The sequence below is a fragment of the Thiomicrospira sp. WB1 genome, from assembly GCF_001507535.1.
Classification (GTDB): Bacteria; Pseudomonadota; Gammaproteobacteria; order Thiomicrospirales; family Thiomicrospiraceae; genus Hydrogenovibrio.
Genome location: NZ_LQBN01000001.1, coordinates 666917 through 684971, shown reverse-complemented (window position 1 = coordinate 684971; position 18055 = coordinate 666917). Strand labels below are relative to the sequence as shown.

Below are 18055 nucleotides of genomic sequence, written 5' to 3'. Positions count from 1 at the left end.
TTATTACCAGGCCTGGTAAAAACGCATTCATTCTTAAGACTTTCTATTCATTCTCTTTTCTTATTGGGGTTTTTTCAGTAAGGTGACCCTGGATTTCCGGTTGCTTGACCGGTTAAACTCATCGACACCTTGCACACCGGACGTTTGCGCCATGCCCCAACGCCTTTTTATCGCATTACTGAGCTTGTTTTGTCTGATCCCCCTATCCGGGATGGCCGGTGCCGTTTCTGCGTCCACGCAATCCGCCAAAGTGGTGGCATTTTCCCAGGATGACATGACCAACGACTGGCGCTACCAGCAAGTCATGGACGTCAAAAAACATCTGGCACACCGCCAGGACATTCGCTTTATTCACCGCGACGCCGGCGGCAGCACCGCGGTGCAAATGCAACAGATCAAACGCCTGATCAATGACCAGGTGGATGTTCTGGTGGTTTCGCCTCGTGAAAGCCGAGGACTGTCTCAGGTCATCCGGGAGGCCTATCAGGCAGGCATTCCGGTTGTCTTACAAGGTCGAAAAATTGATGGGGATGCCTACACCACCTACATCGCCCCCGATAACAGTGCGATTGCCGAAGAGGCGGCTCAGTTTATCAATCAAACACTGCCAGAGGGCGGCAAACTTCTGATGCTTTCCGGCGTTGCGGGCAACTCGGTCACGCTGGCGCGGACAGAGCGTTTTCTCGCCACCCTGGCACCGGAATTTGAGGTGATTGAGCGTGGCGCCGACTTTATCCGTTCTCGGGCACTGGTTGCCACCGACCGATTGCTGGCAAACGGGCTGCGCTTTGATGCCATTTATGCCCAAAGTGACAGCATGGCCATCGGTGCCCGGCTGGCACTCAAAAAACATGGCATGGATCCGGGCGATCTGGTGATCGTCGGCATTGATTATATTCAGGCCGCCCAAAAAGCCCTGCTTGCCGGTGAGCAAAGCGTTAGCTACACTTACCCCACGGGCGGCAAGGAAGGCGCGGCCATCGTAGAGCGGATCATCGACGGTCGGCCTGTGCCAAAGCAGATCACCCTTGACCATCAGATGGTCACGCCCTCTCAGGCGAACCAAGTGGAGCCGATTTTTTGATGCCATTGCAGTCATTGCGAACTCAACTGAGCCTGTTTGTTGTGCTGGTCACCCTGTCAGCGCTTTTAGGGCTGGGCGCCCTCTTTTACCACTCGCTCAAAAGCTACCACCAGACCCAGGCTAAGGCACAGATGGACACCGGGTTTTTCACTTTTGAAGAAACCTTGTCTCAAATCAAGGCCAATTTGATGACGGCCAAAACCGGGCTTTATCAGCACCAGAGCTTTTTACCCAGTGTCCGCGTGATCCATGAATACGAAACCCCGGGTGAGGCCCATGCCTATCTGTTTGACCACGAAAAACAAGCCCTGGCTCAAAACCTCAAAGAAGGGTATCTGTTGGGACGCTATCAGCAGGCTTATCTGTTCAAACCGAAAGGCGAACTGATCGGGTTCTTTCAAAACCATCGCTCACGGTCCGTCTATGGATTCAAACCTGCCAGCGGCGAGGAAAATACACTGCAATTTGAAAGCGGATACAAACGCCCTCTTGCTCCACTGTTTCAGGAAATCCGCCAGATCTGGCAACAAGCTCAAAACACCTTGGAAAACGCTCCCTCGGCCGCCACGCAGGCATTTTTCCTGATCCGGTCCCCCAGCCATCGGACGCAATGGTTCGTGGGGCTGGTCAGTCGTATCCAAAGTCTCTCCGGTGACACCGCCGGGTTCATGATTTTGCTCAACGACCTGGACGCCCTCATCCACAACAGTGAATTTGACGACCTGAAGCTGGCGGTTTTTGATCAGAACACAGGCCAGCGCATCATCAAAACCAATGCTCAAATCCCTTTTAAGTGGGAAGACATTGCGGCTTTTCCGCATGACGGACGTCTGATCGAAACCCCGCAGGGCCTGATTCAACATTTTGAGGTGACGTTTGGTCAGCACCCGCTCGAAGCGGCCTTTCTTTATCCGGCTCATGTGTATGAGCAAGAATTGAAACAGGCTTACTCAGCCCTACTGTGGTCACTGATTGTGCTGATATTGCTGGTACTGCCATTGAATTACGCGGTGTTTCACCATGTTTTGCATCGACCGCTCTCCAGCTTAATGCGCGCGACCGAGCGCATCCAGGCGGGCAACTATCGCAAGAAAATTCAGCTCAAAGACCAAAACGAGATGGGGCAATTGGCGCGCGCCTACAACAACATGATGGATGAAATCGAAGCCCGGGAAGAAGACCTGACCATCTCAGCCAAGATTTTTGAATCCAACGTGGGCATGTTGATCACGGATCGCTTCAACACCATCATTCAGGTCAATCATGCCTACGAAACGCTGTCGGGCTGGACCGCCAAAGAACTGATCGGACAAACGCCCAGTCTGTTTAAATCTGGTCGCCATGGCGCTGCGTTTTATCAGCAGATGTGGCGAAAAATCGAACAACAAGGCACCTGGTCGGGTGAAATCTGGAATCGCCGTAAAAATGGTGAACTGTATCCGCAGTGGCTGACCATCACCGCCGTCAAAAATGACGCTGGCGACGTCACCCACTATCTGGCCACCGCCCAAGACATCGCCGAGCAAAAAGCCGCGGAAGAAAAGATCACGCAACTGGCGTTTTACGATCCCCTGACCCATCTGGCCAATCGACGCAAACTGTTTGACCAGCTCAACGCCCTGCTGGCACAACTCAAGATCGAAAACCGTCACGCCGCGGTCTTTTTCATTGATTTGGATGATTTCAAAGATTTGAATGACAGCCGCGGGCATGAGATTGGCGACCTGTTTCTGGTTAAAGTGGCCGAGCAACTGCGCACCGTGATGCCCGAAGAAGATCGTCTGCTGGCCCGCCTCGGCGGCGACGAATTTGTGGCGGTGTCACTCAAAGACTTGTCAGACAATGCCTACCAGGCACAAGGCATGGCCATCCGCCGCGCTTTGAATGCCCCGATGGAACTGGAAGGCAAAACCTATCGCTCCAGCCCCAGCATTGGCATGGTCGTGATCACCCCGGAAACCCAGGACGTGACCGAAATTCTGAAAAAAGCCGATCAGGCCATGTATTACGCCAAACGATCCGGCAAAAACCAACTGCAGGTGTACACCGACGACATTGACCTGGCGGTGCAAAAGAAAAAACAACTCCAGGCCGACATCGAGCTGGCACTGGAACAAGACCAGTTTGTGCTCTATTACCAGCCTCAAATCACAGAGGGCAACCGGGTAAAAGGCGTGGAAGCACTGATTCGTTGGGAACACCCACAACGGGGCATGGTCCCACCCTTTGAATTCATTCCGTTTGCCGAAGAGACCGGCCAGATTGTTGCCATCGGCGACTGGGTCATCCGTTGTGCCTGTCAGCAACTTCACCAATGGGCCCAACACCCTGAGACCGAGGCTTTGACACTCGCAGTCAATGTGAGCATTGATCAATTCATGCAAGATGACTTTGTCAGCAAAACGCTGGCGGCCCTTGAGCAAGCAGACGTGAATCCACAACGGCTGGAACTGGAATTGACTGAAAATGTGTTCATGACTCAGCCAACCTTAATCAGCCAGAAAATGACGGAGTTACAGGCCGTGGGCATTCGCTTTGCCCTGGATGACTTTGGCACCGGGTATTCGTCGCTGTCGTACCTCAAATCCCTGCCACTGGATCAGCTTAAAATTGATCAGACCTTTGTGCGTGATCTGCTGGAGGATGAAAACGATGAAGCCATCGTCACCACGGTCATCTCACTGGCAAAAAGTTTGAAGCTGGATGTGATCGCGGAAGGGGTGGAAACCGAGGCGCATCAGACCCGACTGGCCGAACTGGGCTGTCTGGCCTACCAGGGCTACTACTTCAGCAAGCCGGTCAAAGCCGACGCCATTCTCAAACGACAGTGGGAACGCTGAAAGACCGGCTCCCCCCAGCATCATTTTGACCAGGCCTGGTCAAATGACCATAAAAAACCCCGCCTGGGCGGGGTCAGAGATCATGGTGCGCTCGGTTAGCGTCGCAGGTTACTGGCTGATAAAGGCCTCGGTTTCAATCGCCACGTCTTCATTGACAAAGTCACGGAAGAAATGATCCGCACCGTCAATGGTCACAGTGCTGACCTGATCCTGCGCTTCGGCCACCGGAGCGATTTTTTCCGGCAAATCCGCCACCACATCATCGAGACTGCCCATGATCACCAGGGTCGGCACAGCGGGGTCTTTCAGCAGCGTCGGGGTGTCAAACTGAGGACGCTGGGTGTAATAATCCACAAACGCCTCAGCGGTGACCTCGGCGTCTTCACAATAAATGAAGTCCACCCCTTTCATCACCGTGTCACCCTTGCCTGAGTCCACCAGTTTCTGTGCCTTGTTCAACACTGTATCCAGCGCCACACCGTATTTTTTCTGGTAATCCGCCGGGGATTGCTGCTCTCCGGTCGCCGGAGCTAACAACACCAGATGCGTCAAGCTGTCGCGTGGATGTTCACTGGCATACCAGGCCGCCTGGTTGCCACCACGTGAATGACCCATCAGCGTGATTTGGTCGGCGCCTTTGGCTTCCAGCCAATCCATCCACACATCCAACTCTTTCAGGGCATCGGTGTGTTTGTGCGTGTGGGTCACCGCGCAGTCGTATTCGCCATGACGGTCATTCAGCCCCAGCGATAAATTAATCGCCAGAGAACTGATGCCGTAGGCGTTTAAATTATCCTGCAATTGCGAATAGGTCGAACGCCCCTTATGCGTCAGAGTCCCGTGCAAAAGCAACGCCACCGGCCCATTGTAGCCGTCATCGGTCAAAACCAGATTGGCATTGAGAGTCTGACCCTCAAAAGTCTGTGTCACCTCTTTGGCCTGAACGGCTTGAGCCCAGGCCGAGAAGGTTAACAGAGAGGCCAGTGAGAGCCAGCCCCAACCGCGCTTATTATTGATCGATTGCATTGTGTATCCTCCTGATGAAAACCATACTGTTTCGTTATTGGCGTGCAAACGGCTTCATCATAACGTCGGCTTTCACGCAAAACCAGCGCAAAAACCGTGCAACCGTTGTGGCACCCCCTTTTTGTCAGACTCGGTTTCTATCGGACATCCTGAACCAGCCATGCCTGATTCAGATAGCGTTCAATGCGGCCATCACGATCCCAGCGGAAACAATACAGCCATTCGTTATCGATCAACTGACGCACCACCTCATTGTCGGCCGCAACCTGAGCAATGGCGTCACGTGGCGCGTCAATGTACACACTCAAACGCAAAGGATCGTGCATCCACTGTTCACCGTTGTGCAAAGACTGCATGGGCAGACCGATGCGAAGATCGCCCCCATTGCCTTCAAACACCCCGATGCAACCGTCCACCACATTATGCAAGACCTTGTTACCACTGCCGTAAACATGGTTGTCACACACCGATGCGTAATACTGCAGGTTGATCCAGTTGGTGACCACCATGGGCGCGGTCATGATCAGCGTCAGCAAAGATAAATCCGCATCCTGCTGCCAATCGTAATCATGCAAAAAAGCACGACCTTCAAAATCCAGTCCTTTGGTGCGGGCACGCGGTGCCACGATAAACGCGGCGTTGTTGGACAGCCCCCATTCGGGACGCACTTGCGACCAATCCCGGGCACGACCTTTGATCGATTCGTGCAATGTGCGTCCGCTCAGATCGCTCAGTCCCAAACGAACGGCCCGTTCCTGGCGTGCCAGCTCGGTGGCACGCACCAACCAGTTTTCGATGGTCTCGGTTCGATCTTCCAAACCATAACAGGTGAATTCATCTGTGGTGGTATTATGCATCGCCGCCACAAAACGGGTGGATTCGGGAATCTCGATCTCTTTTTGCTTGAGCCCATCGCGCACCGCCGGGTCATTCAACAAAAACGCCAGGACCCGAACATTAATCTCACCGGTCTGACCGCCGCAGGCACCACAATCCAGCCCGGCGGCATGCGGGTTATTGCAGCTGCTGCTGCCATGCCCCACCAGCATCACCGTTTCGGCCAAATCATGGTCCAGCCCCATGCCATGCAGGATGCCAGCCGCCAAATCCACTTTCTGTTCCAGGGTGATGGCTTCCTCGTTTTGCGTCATTTCAAACGCATCCGAGGCAGGCAAATGATTAATCGGGTGGGTGCCTTCCGATGGGAACAAGCTGTTGCGCAACAACTTAAAAGCATACATCAGCCCTAATGATTCCACCATGCTGAACGCCGACGGCGGTGCGATGCCCCACTCGATCCAGCGCGCCTTTTTATTCAGCGCCTGGCGGGTTTTGGCCTTGTCACTTTCCGACAGAATCGGCGACACCTTGATGCCGGACTTAAGCAGTCCTGGCAACTGAGGGCGCGACACATCGGTGCCCACCGGTTGATATTCGATTGGCAAACCGAAGAATCCGGCAAAGCCCAGGGTTTCAATGCGCGGGTCCTGTGCCTCCAGAGCCCGGCGCATCACCTCTGAGCGCACATCGATACAGAAGGCCGCCTGCAACAGCGGTTGTTGCGTCTCGGTTTCCGATGTCTGGCTGGCATGGCTCAACTGTTGATGCAAGGTCGACTGATACGCCATTTCCAAAGCACGTTGCCAAATCCAGGATTTGGTCTGGGCTTCTTTATGGGCGGCGATCAATTGCGGCAGGATGTTCATCTGATGACGCCACAGGACTTTCAGTTCGTTGAACACCCCTTTATCACGCGCACGTTGATGACGCCACAGTACCCACTCCCAGGCCACACGTATGGCGATGAAATCAAGCATCAGTTGGTTGTCTTGCTGGTTCAAGCCATCCTGCCAACGCAGGTAAGCCACCCAGGACGCCCAACCATTCACATCCAGCAGCAAGGCATGGGCATAATCAGCCACCTGATCGTCCATCACGCCCAATCCGGTCAGTGCCTCCGCCAGCAGTCCTTCCGAGGTCTCCGGTAAATCCATGAACTGCTCGGTCAGACCGTCTTCCGCCATCAGGATTTCGATGCCTTTGTCCTGTCGGGTCGTGGCCAGCCACTCTCGGTAAAGATCCCCATAGGTGGCCGCGTAGGAACCCTGATCGGTTTTATGACGGAAAAAATCCGCACAGAACTGACTGATCTGATGGGTAATCTCATCCCGCCAAGCCATTTTGTGCTGGCGATCACGACCGCTGTCGACAAAATCACTCACATTGTGCCAATGCGTATGCTCGTCGTCTTCCAACAAAAAACGCTCCAGCGTCTCCACACTGTAGTCATGTCCCATCTCCTGGGTCGCTTGCTGAAGATGGTGCGGCTGCAATTGCTCCATCCAGACATCCTGGAAATAGGACTTGGGCATCACGCACTGAGCTTGGGTCAGGGCGCTGAGTTTGGCCGACACATCCATCATGTGCTGATCGCGCATTTCCCACCAGGGGTTGACCGCAATCAGTTCATCCAATGGCCAGGTGGGCGCAATCCGACCACACGCATCTTGCAGCGCCTGAGCTTGATTCTGATTCAATTCAGGCTTCAGTGCCTGGGCTTGACGTTCTCCCGGGGCTGGGTTTGGATTTGACATCATCGGTACAACTCCTCTTTCGGAATCTGCAACTTTTTGGGTTTAAAGCGAACGGGTAACCGGGTCGGATAAAGCCTCAGGTTCAATCGGGTCACCCATTCATCCAAATAGAAGCCGGCATAGAAAGCGCGACGGGTTTTGACCATCCAGGGCTGGTCGGCGTGATAGCGCATCAGGATATAACCGGCCATAAACAATCCCAGCAACACCGCGATCCAGAGGTCACCCGGCCACCCAACCGAGGTGGGCATTGACGGCACGATGATGCCCACGCCGTTTTTTTGCAGGGTGTAGGCAACCAGCAGCACGCCCGCCAGTGTCATCATGCCGGTGACCGACGCCACCGAGAGGCGGCCGCGACGCTCGGCAATCAACAGGGTCAACGCAATCGCCAGCAGCAACCATGGGCTGTAGGGGCCGGAAATCTCAGCCGCCCAAATCAGTGCTGCGACCAGTGACGCCGCGATCAGGCCGCCCAGCCACCAGTCGAGGCGTGTCGGGGCAACCGCCAATGACAAACGACGTTTCATACTGGCCTCCACTTCCGAACCGGAATTGAGGAACGCGTACGCTTTGTAACAGGAGTGAGCCAGCAAGTGCAGCAGGGCCAATTCAAACAGTCCCAATGCACACTCCACCAGCATCAGGCCCATCTGCGACATGGTGGACCAGGCCAGACGCACTTTGACCGAGGCCCGTGTCATCATCACCAGTGCGGCGAGCACGGTGGTAATCCCACCGACAATCAACAGCAGCCATTGCGCGGCATCGGACAAAACAATCAGCGGCGCAAAGATGATTAATAAATAGCCGCCCAGATTAATAATGCCTGCATGCAGAAGCGCCGATACGGGCGTCGGCGCTTCAACGACCTGGATGAGCCAACCGTGCAAAGGCAGTTGCGCACACTTGACCAATGCCGCCAGTGCCAGCAACACCGCCGCCCAGTGGTCAAGCGTACTCAAAGCCGTCGCCTGACTGACATTTTGGTACACCTCACTGATCAGCCAGGTGTCATGTTCAAAATGAAGGATCAAAATGGCACCCAGCAGACACAACTCGGCCACACGGGCAAAGATGTATTTTTTATGGGCGGCCAGGACCGCTCGCTGGCGCTGAGGGAAGAAAATCAATAGCCGGTGAAGGCTCAAGCTGATGGCAATCCAGGCCACCATAAACAACAACATGTGATTGCTGACCACAACCATGGAGACACTGCCCAGCGTCACCATCAGCCAACTGAGATAGCGTCTTTCCTCGTCCACGTTGCCCGCCATGTAGGCACTGGAATAGCGGATATTGATGTAGGCGATAAAGTTAACCAGCCCGAGCATCACCAAGCTGGATGCAGAGGGAATAAACCAGTGGCTGGGTTGATCCAGGTTGACCCAGCCTGCGATCGCGGCGGCCCCCATCAAAACCGTCAAGGCCAAACCAAACAAACTGAAATTCGCCGCAAGACGCCAACGTGCGATCTTTTCATTGAATAACGCGACCACAAAAAAGCCAATGGGGATGAAGACCATCACCCAGGTTTCAATCCATGCACTGGTCATGTCACACTCCTTCTCACATTCGTTGATCGTTGTGTCATGCAAAACAAGTGATTAAAAAGCAAGCACAATTCTTGACTTCAATAGTAGGAGAAGGCCGCCAAAAAGAAAAATTGGGAAATCGAATGCAACCCATAGACTCTGGCCATGGTTTGCGAGGTTAGGCATAAAAGATCGCCCTTGAAACGCGCTGTCACTCAGCCGGGGTGGCAAAGCTGTCCAGGCAACCCGTCAATTCGTCGGATAAGGTTTGAACCAGTCGATCGATCAGCGTCCAGTCTTGAGGCTCTCTCTTCAGTTGAAAACGGTGCATCAGACGGTGGGCTTGTTGACTTAACTGGGTGTTCAAATCATTCAGTTTTGCCAGAGTTTCACTGTTTTGAATGATCTCAGCCCCCTCGGCTCTCAGCCAGGGACTTAATAGAGACGAAGGGCCAAACAGAATATGATGCACACTGTCGCGCGTCTGCTCTGAAAAAGAGGCTTTTAAATTCTGGCGCCAGACATCAAGGTCATTCAACGCCTGTAAAATGGACTTCTCTGCAGGCGATATTTCTTGACACGCCCGCCACGCTTCGGGTGGCGCATAGGACTGAAAGAAATCAGGAATGGCGGACGCTTTCATGGGATTTGCCACGATAAATCCTTGAATCACATCACACCCAAGCTTAATCAGCGTCTCACCCACCCGTTGTGTTTCCACGCCTTCGGCCACCACCTGACAATGAAAAGCTTGCGCCAAACCAATGGAGGCGCGAACAATTGAAAAATCCTTATGGGCCGAATGCAATTCCGTGATAAACCCGCGGTCAATCTTGAGGGTGTCCACAGGAAAATGTTTAAAATAGCTTAACGAGGCATAACCGGTTCCGAAGTCATCGAGTGCAATCTTCACCCCCAAATGCTTGCACTGACGGATCACTTCAGCCACTTTTTCAGGGTGATTGATGGCGGATGACTCCAGAATTTCAAGCTCGATTTGCTCGGGCCTGACGGCCGGGTGCGCATGAAACAGAGACGTCAGCAATGGAAGGATATGGCTTTCTTCCATTTCATGAGCACTGACATTGAGACTGATGTCAATGTCCATGCCAGCCATATTCCACTGCGCCAGTTGCTCAAACGCTTCTTCAAACACCCAGCGGCCAAGGGTCTGAGCCAGTGTCGCGTCGTATTCAATCACAGACAAAAACGACTGAGGGGACGCCCAGGGTTCACCCGGATGGATTTTCAAACGCAACAATGCTTCCACCCCACAAAGTCGGCGTTTATGAACATCGTATTTAGGTTGATAATGCAGATAAACGGCATTGTTATCAATGACTTGAATGAGCTGATTTTTGAGTTCAGAAATCTCGGAAAAGGATTTGTTTTCCAGGGCGGAAAAAAATAAGTATTGATTTTTACCGCTTGCCTTGGCTTCATACATGGCTAGATCCGCTTGCCGAATCAGCGCATCGGCCCCCAGCTCGGTTTCTTGCGGATAGGTCGTCACGCCAATGGACGCCCCCACATGAACCGCTTCGTGCCCGTCGGCAACTTCAAGCGGCTCATTGACCGTTTCCAGCAAACGTTCCAGGATCGGCATTAACTCACGATCGTCTTGCATTTCCGACAGGCAGATGATGAACTCATCCCCGCCATGACGAGTAAGAAAATCTGCCGTACGCAAGGACGCTTCAAGCCTATGGGCGACTTGTACCAAAACCCGATCCCCGACATGATGGCCATATTGATCATTGACCGCCTTGAAGCCATCCAGGTCAAGATAAATCAACCCAACTCGGGCATGAGAACGTTTGGTGCGTTGCAACGCATTATGCAGCAGTTCATCAAATAAAAAACGGTTCGGCAGGCCGGTCAGCATGTCATGCTTGGCCGAATACTCAATGCGCTTGGTTTGCTCCAACTGCTCAGTGATATCATGATTAAACCCAATAAAACGCGTCGGATTGCCCTGCTCATCAAAAATGGCCTTGCCCTTGGCTTCGATCCAACGCCATTCCCCATTTTTATGCTTCATTCGGAAAACGCTTTTGTAGGGTTGTTTGCCTTGAGACGTGAGGTAACGTTTTACCCTGGCAAACACTTCATTAATGTCTTCGGGATGCACCAATAATGACCAGGCCTGCGAGTTATCAGGCAGTTCATTGCCGTCATACCCCAACATGCGTTCAAACTGACGCGAATGATACGCCTCATCGGTCACCAGATCCCAATCCCAAAGCCCATCACGCGTGGCTTCAACCGCCAGCTCCATGCGTTTTTTCTGTAGTTCAACTTCATCTCTGAGTTGTTTTTCATTGGTCACTTCGGTAAAGGTCACCAGGATGGCCGACAAGTGCGCCTGATCAAAAAGCGGTTCGGTGTTGACGCTTAACCAGATTGTTTTATCCGGGTAGGCCAGCCCCATCATAAACTCTGAAACCGGCTGATGGGTTTTCAGCGTCACACTGACGGGCAGCTGTTCGGATGACAGAACGCGTCCTTGATGATCCAAAGGTTTCCAAAGGGGGTCGCTCGCCTTGGTTCCCATCAGCTCTTCCTGGGACATACCCAGAATACTCAGGGCTTTGGCATTGGCAAAAATGGCAGCTTCACTATTAGCATCGTGCACGATTAAACCGACCGGCATCAGAGCGATGAGGTCCAGGTGGGGAATGCGTTCCAGTGCAAACTGATTCATTGTTTTTATTTTTTTATTGTGTCAATTTAATTGTAGGTAGCTTCCACAGAAGGGTCAAATAAAACGAAGTCACTCCTCAGGCGCTGTTTTTTGTTAAAGATGCCCGGTTTTGACCCATATCAGCGTTTCGTTTTCCACCCAGGGATCATGCAAACTTTTGTGCGGGCTTCTAAGCCAGGTTCCTTTGGGATAATGGCCATGTTCATCAATGAAGGCACCATCAAGCACCAAAATCTCCTCACCGCCCCAGTGCTGATGGGGCTGGAAGCGCTCGCCCGCCGGCCACCACACCAGCGCCGTGTGCTCGGTTTGAAAATGATGCAAGCTCATCACTTTCAGGTTCCCAATGCCTGGCTGCCACGGCGCTTCATTTGTATTGATCACAACCCGGGATCGATCGTTGCTTGCAAACTGCTCCAGCTTGACAAACAACGTACACCCTTCCTTAGAGAATGGGGCATGCCTGGAGCCCGGCGGATTGCGCAAATAAGTCCCTGCTGGGTAATCGCCCTCTTCATCGGAAAAAATGCCTTCCAGCACATAAATCTCTTCCCCATTTTCATGGCAGTGGGTGGGAAACGAAGCGCCGGGAAGAAATTGCACCAGACTGGTGGCTCGCCCTGACTCCTTATACTCCCTTTCCAGAGGTTTTCTCAGCACCCTTTCAGCCCGGCTTCCTTCCCATTTTTGAGTGGACGTTTCGATCACCACTTTCTCAGTCAAGTCCATATTGAGCGAACAAGGCGGACGCTGCGTCATACCGAGAACCTTTTTTTGTATGATAGATGGGTTAATCAAACCACAGAGCTTAATCAGAGAAAACCTGTAAAAAATCAGGTTAATCACGCTCTTACACAGAGTAGATCGCAAAGATTGCGTAAAGGCTTCCCCGTTTTGTTAATGTATTTATAATCGGTTATGTGAAGCACGTATGACTGGGCCATTGCGGGTCAAGGCCACAAGGGACCATTTAAACGGTGCCTCAATGATGAGGTGGAATGGAGGAACGGACCATGGATGACTATCTACAGCGCCTGAAGGAACGGCTGGTCGATCAGTACCAACACGTCAAGCAACATCGCTCCCAAGACCCTTTGCAGGAAAGTGCCATCAAAGGCTATATGGAAGCCGGGCTGGTTACCGGCATTGCGAATGCGGACATGCTCAAAGCGGTCATGAACCAAGCTTACAAAAAAGTGTTTGGCACCACTTACGAAGAAAGAAACAAAAGTGCGTCAAAGACCAACGACGCTTACGAAAACATGCAAAAATGGATTCAACGCAGAGTGCATTGATTCGACGATTCAGTGATCGCAACCTGGTCAGGAAATTTTAGAAAACAGCCTAAAAGACGATCCGCGATAAGGGATGAACAAGAAAAATGGGGCGAATGACGGGGATCGAACCCGCGACAACAGGAATCACAATCCTGGGCTCTACCAACTGAGCTACATCCGCCATAGATGGAAAAGGGCATACCAAAAAATGGCACGCCCAGCAGGACTCGAACCTGCAACCCTCGCCTTAGAAGGGCGATGCTCTATCCAGTTGAGCTATGGGCGCTCGTTTACGAACTTCTTATAGCCTGCTGAGACGTGCTCAACATTCTTTGAAACTGGTCGGAGTAGAGGGATTTGAACCCCCGACCACCTGTACCCAAAACAGGTGCGCTACCAGACTGCGCTATACTCCGAAATAAGATGCGGCGTATTGTATAGAGCACGGCGAACGCTGTCAATATATTCCTGTCATAATTTTCAAAGCCCGCGCCTTTGCGAACCCCGAACAAAATGCGGTATGATTGCGTTTTACCGACAAGCTCTGACAACGGCGATTCTTGCCGTCGACGGCTCGATTTTGATCACCGAGGAACCTGTTTCATGTCCGCACAAATCCTTGATGGTAAAGCCATCGCACTCGAATTGCGCGAATCCATCCGCCAAACCGTTGAACAAAAAGTGGCTCAAGGGCATCGCGCGCCTGGCCTGGCGGTGATTATGGTGGGCGAAGACCCGGCTTCGGCCGTGTACGTTCGCAACAAAAAACTGGCCTGTGAAAAAGCAGGCTTTCTGGATGTGTCCGAAGTCCTGCCCGAAACAACGACTCAGGAAGCGTTGCTTGAGCGCATTGATGAATTGAATACGCGCGAAGACGTGCATGGCATCATCGTTCAACTGCCCGTGCCCGATCACATTGACCCGGAGACCATTATCGAACGCATTGCTCCACACAAAGATGTGGATGGTTTTCACCCTTACAACATGGGACGTCTGGCCACGCGCATGCCCGTTTTGGCTCCCTGCACCCCGCATGGGGTCATGACCATGCTGGACAAAACCGGCATACCATTGCGTGGCTTGAACGCGGTTGTGGTGGGCGCATCCAACATTGTGGGCGTGCCGATGACACTGGAATTGTTGAACGCACGTGCCACCGTCACCGTTTGTCACAGCGCCACCAAAGACTTGGCCCAAAAAATCTCTGAAGCCGATCTGGTGGTTGTCGGGGTCGGGATTCCGAACATGGTCAAAGGCGAATGGATTAAGGACGGTGCCATCGTGGTGGATGTGGGCATCAACCGCATGGACGATGGGAGCTTGTGCGGCGACGTGGACTACGCTGGTGCCAAAGAAAAAGCCAGCTGGATCACACCTGTGCCCGGCGGCGTGGGGCCGATGACCATTGCGACGTTATTACAAAATACGCTTCAAGCCGCCTACCCCGACTAAACAAACCAAGCGTTTACCAGGCCTGGTAAAAAAGAAGCCGACAAGGTCCACGACCCTGCCGGCTTTTCTGTTTTGTGGCAATCAAACCAGGTGAAAGATTCACTCAGACTTTGATTCTGATTGGACGGCGTCTTCACCAATGTCAGAAGCTCCGGCTTCCGGTTGGGACGCATCCGGCTCAATCGGTGGCAAACCTAACTGCTCCCGGCGGAAGTTTTCCATGCTCTGAAACACCAGGTCCATGGTTTTCTGGAATGTTTCTGCAATGTTGCCTTCAAACACTTTTAATTCACTGAGGATGCCTTTGGCCTCGTCAAAGCCTTGTTGCAATCCACCCCCGACAACGTCCATGTATTTGTCCATCAGTGCCTCACCTTCCAGGTCCGGATTGGCACGCTGAAACGCAGGCAGGAAATTGGCAGCCCCCTGGAAAATACGGTTGGCCGTATTTTCGGCGTTCCAGAACTCCATGCCGGTTTCCTGCAAGCGTGCCTGACTGATGGCCTCTGGCCCCAAATCGGGGGCCAAAGCCTGATTGAGCTGCTCCATCGTGGCCTGAAACGTCAGTTTCATCGCCCCTTCCAAAGAGCGTTTGCCGTCACCGAACAGGTGCGAGACCAAACTTGCCTGATTTTGCTGACGCACTTCGGCGCTGTTGCCGGCCTGGCCCGCTGCCTGAGAAGCACCCGGCGCATTGGCAACCGGATTCGATGCCTGAGACGTGGTCAGATCAGAGTGCTTATTGTAAGCCGCCGCACCTGCGGGAATGTTTGTAATTGCCATAACAATATCCTCCCGGTTCGAGCCCGGTTATCTTTTTATTCCGCCACCTTTCAAAATGAACACTTCCACGTAGATGTTAACGACTGCCACAATAAAACTTTAATCTTTTTTTGCATTTTTTTGCCATTTTATCCTGACGCACTTTTTTTGCCCAAAAAAAAAGCGCCCGAAGGCGCTTTCATCAATAAACCGAGCGGTGTGACCGTCAAAGCTTACACGCCCCACCGGCACAACCGTCATCTTCGTGCCCGTCGGACGCCCCATCGCGCGTATTGTGATAATACAGCGTTTTGAGCCCCATCTTATAGGCATAAAGCAAATCCTGAAGGATCAGCTTGATCGGCACGCGCGTGTCTTCAAAACGTGCCGGGTCATAGTTGGTATTGGCCGAAATGGCCTGATCCACAAACTTCTGCATGATCCCCACCAACTGCAGATAACCTTTGTTGTCGGGAATCTGCCAGAGCAACTCATAATCATCCTTGTGCTCTTTAAAGCCAGGCACCACCTGCTTGAGAATGCCGTCTTTGGAGGCCTTGACCGACACATATCCCCGTGGCGGCTCGATCCCGTTGGTGGAATTGGTGATCTGGGAGGAGGTTTCGCACGGCATCAACGCCGTCATGGTGGAGTTGCGCAGACCATGGGTCTGAATGTCCGAGCGCAAAGCTTCCCAATCCAAATGAAGCGGCTCCTGGCACACATCATCCAGATCACTTTTGTAGGTATCGATTGGCAAAATGCCCTGCGCATACTTGGTCTGATCGAAGAACTCACAGGCCCCGTGCTCTTTGGCCAGGTTCACCGACGCTTTGAGCAGATGATACTGAATGGCCTCGAACGTTCGGTGTACCAGCCCGTTGGCCGAGCCATCGGAATATTTGGTGTGGTTTTTGGCCAGATAATACGCCAGGTTGGTCACCCCGACCCCCAGCGTCCGGCGCCCCATGCTGGCACGGCGAGCGGCTTCGACCGGGTAATCCTGATAATCAAGCAGGCTGTCCAATGCGCGAACAATCAAATCCGACAACTCTTCCAACTCGTCCAGATTGTCCAGCGCGCCCAGGTTGAAGGCAGACAGAGTGCACAGGGCAATTTCACCGTCCGGATCATCCAAGCTATCCAACGAGTGGGTCGGCAGAGTGATTTCCAGGCACAGATTGGATTGATGAATCGGTGCCTGTTTCGGATCAAACGAACTGTGCGTGTTGGAGTGATCCACATTCTGCACGTAAATGCGGCCGGTTTGCGCCCGCTCCTGCGCCACCTGAGTAAACAGATCAATGGCTTTCATTGTTTTCTTACGTATGGTGTCGTCGGCTTCATAAATTTTGTACAGCCGTTCGAATTCTTCCTGATCCTCAAAGAAAGCGTCATACAAGCCCGGCACATCCGACGGGCTGAACAAAGTGATGTTCCCACCCTCGATCATGCGCTGATACATCAGTTTGTTGATCTGGACCCCGTAATCGAGATGACGGGCACGGTTTTCCTCGACCCCACGGTTGTTTTTCAGCACCACCAGTGATTCCACTTCCAGATGCCAGATCGGGAAAAACAGGGTCGCGGCCCCGCCTCGAACACCGCCTTGCGAACAGGATTTGACCGCCGTTTGAAAATGCTTGATAAACGGAATCATACCGGTGTGATAGGCTTCACCACCGCGGATTTCAGAGCCAATTGCTCGAATACGTCCCACATTGATGCCGATCCCGGCGCGCTGTGACACATACTTCACAATCGACGATGAGGTGGCATTGATCGAATCGAGTGAATCCCCGCATTCGATCAACACACAGGAGCTGAACTGACGTGTAGGCGTGCGCACCCCGGACATAATCGGAGTCGGCAATGACAATTTGAAATTCGACACCGCATCGTAAAACCGTTTAATGGTGTCCAAACGAGTTGTGCCCGGCGCGCCCTCGTTCGGATAATGCGAAAACAGCGCCATGGGAATCAACATATAGATAAATTGCGGGCTCTCGTATATTTTCCCTGTGACCCGGTTTTGCACCAGATATTTGCCTTCGAGCTGTTTCACTGCCGCATAACTGAAGTTCATATCACGGCTGTGATCGATGTAAGCGTTCAGCTCTTCAAACTCCGCCTTGCTGTATGCCTCCAGCAATTCCGGATCATACAGACGGGAGCGCACCATTTTATTCACATGCTCAAACAGCTCCGGGGGAGAAAAGCGCCCAAACGCTTTTTTACGCAGATGAAAAATCGCCAGCCGGGCCGCGAGGTGCTGATAGTCCGGCGCCTGTTCAGAAATCAAATCCGCCGCCGATTTAATGATGGTTTCATGGATATCAGCGGTTTTCATACCGTCGTAAAACTGAATGTGGGAACGCAGCTCCACCTCGGAAACCGACACATTCTCCAACCCTTCTGCGGCCCAGGAAATCACTCGGTGAATTTTTTCAAGGTCCAGGGGTTCGGTTTTTCCGTGGCGTTTGGTGACGAGCATGTTTTCTGTAGACATAGGGGCTTCTTTTCCGATTCGTTTTCGGGTCTGCACAAACGCAAAAGAAACTTGTTGCGCAATCAGACAGTTAGAAAAATCTAGGGAGAGACCGCATTAAACCCCGACGCCAGCGAAGGGCCAGTTGTCGTGGTTTATTCGCCCATAAACACAATATATTGATGGCTGAGCGATCAGATAAACCAAATATAGTATAAAAAAAGGAAGCCTTCAAGTCCTCAGAAAAGAGTTTTTTTGTCAAAACCTTTTTTACTCGACTGGGTAGAAATACG

11 protein-coding genes and 3 tRNA genes are annotated in these 18055 nt (G+C 52.5%); 4 read left to right on the top strand and 10 right to left on the bottom strand.

The annotated features are described in order from the left end of the window. Positions 1 to 151 precede the first annotated feature (151 nt). Entirely contained in the window at positions 152 to 1084 is a 933-nt protein-coding gene (locus AVO41_RS03050) for a substrate-binding domain-containing protein (protein ID WP_068582360.1), read from the top strand. Beyond that, positions 1084 to 3924, top strand: a complete 2841-nt coding sequence (locus AVO41_RS03045; protein WP_068582356.1) for a bifunctional diguanylate cyclase/phosphodiesterase — start codon at positions 1084 to 1086, stop codon at positions 3922 to 3924. The genes AVO41_RS03050 and AVO41_RS03045 overlap by 1 nt, the downstream gene beginning before the upstream one ends. 108 nt (positions 3925 to 4032) lie before the next feature. Here AVO41_RS03045 and AVO41_RS03040 read toward each other — a convergent pair whose 3' ends face one another. The 5 genes from AVO41_RS03040 to AVO41_RS03020 form a co-directional block, all read right to left on the bottom strand. Beyond that, complete coding sequence (locus AVO41_RS03040; RefSeq protein ID WP_068582352.1) at positions 4033 to 4950, bottom strand: alpha/beta hydrolase; 918 nt, start codon at positions 4948 to 4950, stop codon at positions 4033 to 4035. Positions 4951 to 5087: 137 nt separating this feature from the next. Continuing rightward, the gene (locus AVO41_RS03035) at positions 5088 to 7547 is read right to left on the bottom strand and encodes a YbcC family protein (protein WP_068582349.1); all 2460 of its coding nucleotides are present in this window, start codon (positions 7545 to 7547) and stop codon (positions 5088 to 5090) included. Beyond that, complete coding sequence (locus AVO41_RS03030) at positions 7544 to 9100, bottom strand: NADH-quinone oxidoreductase subunit L (RefSeq protein WP_068582346.1); 1557 nt, start codon at positions 9098 to 9100, stop codon at positions 7544 to 7546. The genes AVO41_RS03035 and AVO41_RS03030 overlap by 4 nt, the downstream gene beginning before the upstream one ends. Positions 9101 to 9290: 190 nt before the next feature. Next, a complete protein-coding gene (locus tag AVO41_RS03025) occupies positions 9291 to 11783 on the bottom strand; it encodes a GGDEF and EAL domain-containing protein (protein WP_068582343.1) in 2493 nt (830 codons plus the stop codon). 93 nt (positions 11784 to 11876) lie between these two features. Then, positions 11877 to 12542, bottom strand: a complete 666-nt coding sequence (locus AVO41_RS03020; protein ID WP_068582341.1) for a cupin domain-containing protein — start codon at positions 12540 to 12542, stop codon at positions 11877 to 11879. Positions 12543 to 12796: 254 nt separating this feature from the next. Between AVO41_RS03020 and AVO41_RS03015 the strand changes: the two genes are divergently transcribed. Beyond that, positions 12797 to 13078 carry a hypothetical protein gene (locus tag AVO41_RS03015; RefSeq protein ID WP_153003458.1) on the top strand — a complete coding sequence of 94 codons (282 nt, stop codon included), beginning with the start codon at positions 12797 to 12799 and terminating at the stop codon, positions 13076 to 13078. Between the two features lie 87 nt (positions 13079 to 13165). Here the strand turns inward: AVO41_RS03015 and AVO41_RS03010 are convergent. The 3 genes from AVO41_RS03010 to AVO41_RS03000 form a co-directional block, all read right to left on the bottom strand. After that, a tRNA-His gene (locus AVO41_RS03010) sits at positions 13166 to 13241 on the bottom strand. A gap of 28 nt (positions 13242 to 13269) precedes the next feature. Continuing rightward, positions 13270 to 13346, bottom strand: a tRNA-Arg gene (locus AVO41_RS03005). A 53-nt stretch (positions 13347 to 13399) separates the two neighbouring features. Then, positions 13400 to 13476: transfer RNA gene (locus tag AVO41_RS03000), tRNA-Pro, on the bottom strand. A gap of 187 nt (positions 13477 to 13663) precedes the next feature. On the opposite strand from AVO41_RS03000, the gene folD reads away from it, so the two are divergent. Further along, the gene (folD, locus tag AVO41_RS02995; RefSeq protein ID WP_068582336.1) at positions 13664 to 14512 is read left to right on the top strand and encodes a bifunctional methylenetetrahydrofolate dehydrogenase/methenyltetrahydrofolate cyclohydrolase FolD; all 849 of its coding nucleotides are present in this window, start codon (positions 13664 to 13666) and stop codon (positions 14510 to 14512) included. A gap of 99 nt (positions 14513 to 14611) precedes the next feature. Here the strand turns inward: folD and AVO41_RS02990 are convergent, their stop codons facing one another. Together AVO41_RS02990 and nrdA are read right to left on the bottom strand one after the other, a co-directional pair. After that, complete coding sequence (locus AVO41_RS02990; protein ID WP_068582334.1) at positions 14612 to 15295, bottom strand: DUF5610 domain-containing protein; 684 nt, start codon at positions 15293 to 15295, stop codon at positions 14612 to 14614. Positions 15296 to 15500: 205 nt separating this feature from the next. Beyond that, positions 15501 to 17783 carry a class 1a ribonucleoside-diphosphate reductase subunit alpha gene (gene nrdA / locus AVO41_RS02985; RefSeq protein ID WP_068582331.1) on the bottom strand — a complete coding sequence of 761 codons (2283 nt, stop codon included), beginning with the start codon at positions 17781 to 17783 and terminating at the stop codon, positions 15501 to 15503. Positions 17784 to 18055 lie beyond the last annotated feature (272 nt).

Excerpts from the sequence above, each read along its gene's own strand:
- AVO41_RS03050 (WP_068582360.1), top strand. The coding sequence starts at position 152 with ATGCCCCAACGCCTTTTTATCGCATTACTGAGCTTGTTTTGTCTGATC.
- AVO41_RS03045 (WP_068582356.1), top strand. The coding sequence starts at position 1,084 with ATGCCATTGCAGTCATTGCGAACTCAACTGAGCCTGTTTGTTGTGCTG.
- AVO41_RS03040 (WP_068582352.1), bottom strand. The coding sequence starts at position 4,950 with ATGCAATCGATCAATAATAAGCGCGGTTGGGGCTGGCTCTCACTGGCC.
- AVO41_RS03035 (WP_068582349.1), bottom strand. The coding sequence starts at position 7,547 with ATGATGTCAAATCCAAACCCAGCCCCGGGAGAACGTCAAGCCCAGGCA.
- AVO41_RS03030 (WP_068582346.1), bottom strand. The coding sequence starts at position 9,100 with ATGACCAGTGCATGGATTGAAACCTGGGTGATGGTCTTCATCCCCATT.
- AVO41_RS03025 (WP_068582343.1), bottom strand. The coding sequence starts at position 11,783 with ATGAATCAGTTTGCACTGGAACGCATTCCCCACCTGGACCTCATCGCT.
- AVO41_RS03020 (WP_068582341.1), bottom strand. The coding sequence starts at position 12,542 with ATGACGCAGCGTCCGCCTTGTTCGCTCAATATGGACTTGACTGAGAAA.
- AVO41_RS03015 (WP_153003458.1), top strand. The coding sequence starts at position 12,797 with ATGGATGACTATCTACAGCGCCTGAAGGAACGGCTGGTCGATCAGTAC.
- folD (WP_068582336.1), top strand. The coding sequence starts at position 13,664 with ATGTCCGCACAAATCCTTGATGGTAAAGCCATCGCACTCGAATTGCGC.
- AVO41_RS02990 (WP_068582334.1), bottom strand. The coding sequence starts at position 15,295 with ATGGCAATTACAAACATTCCCGCAGGTGCGGCGGCTTACAATAAGCAC.
- nrdA (WP_068582331.1), bottom strand. The coding sequence starts at position 17,783 with ATGTCTACAGAAAACATGCTCGTCACCAAACGCCACGGAAAAACCGAA.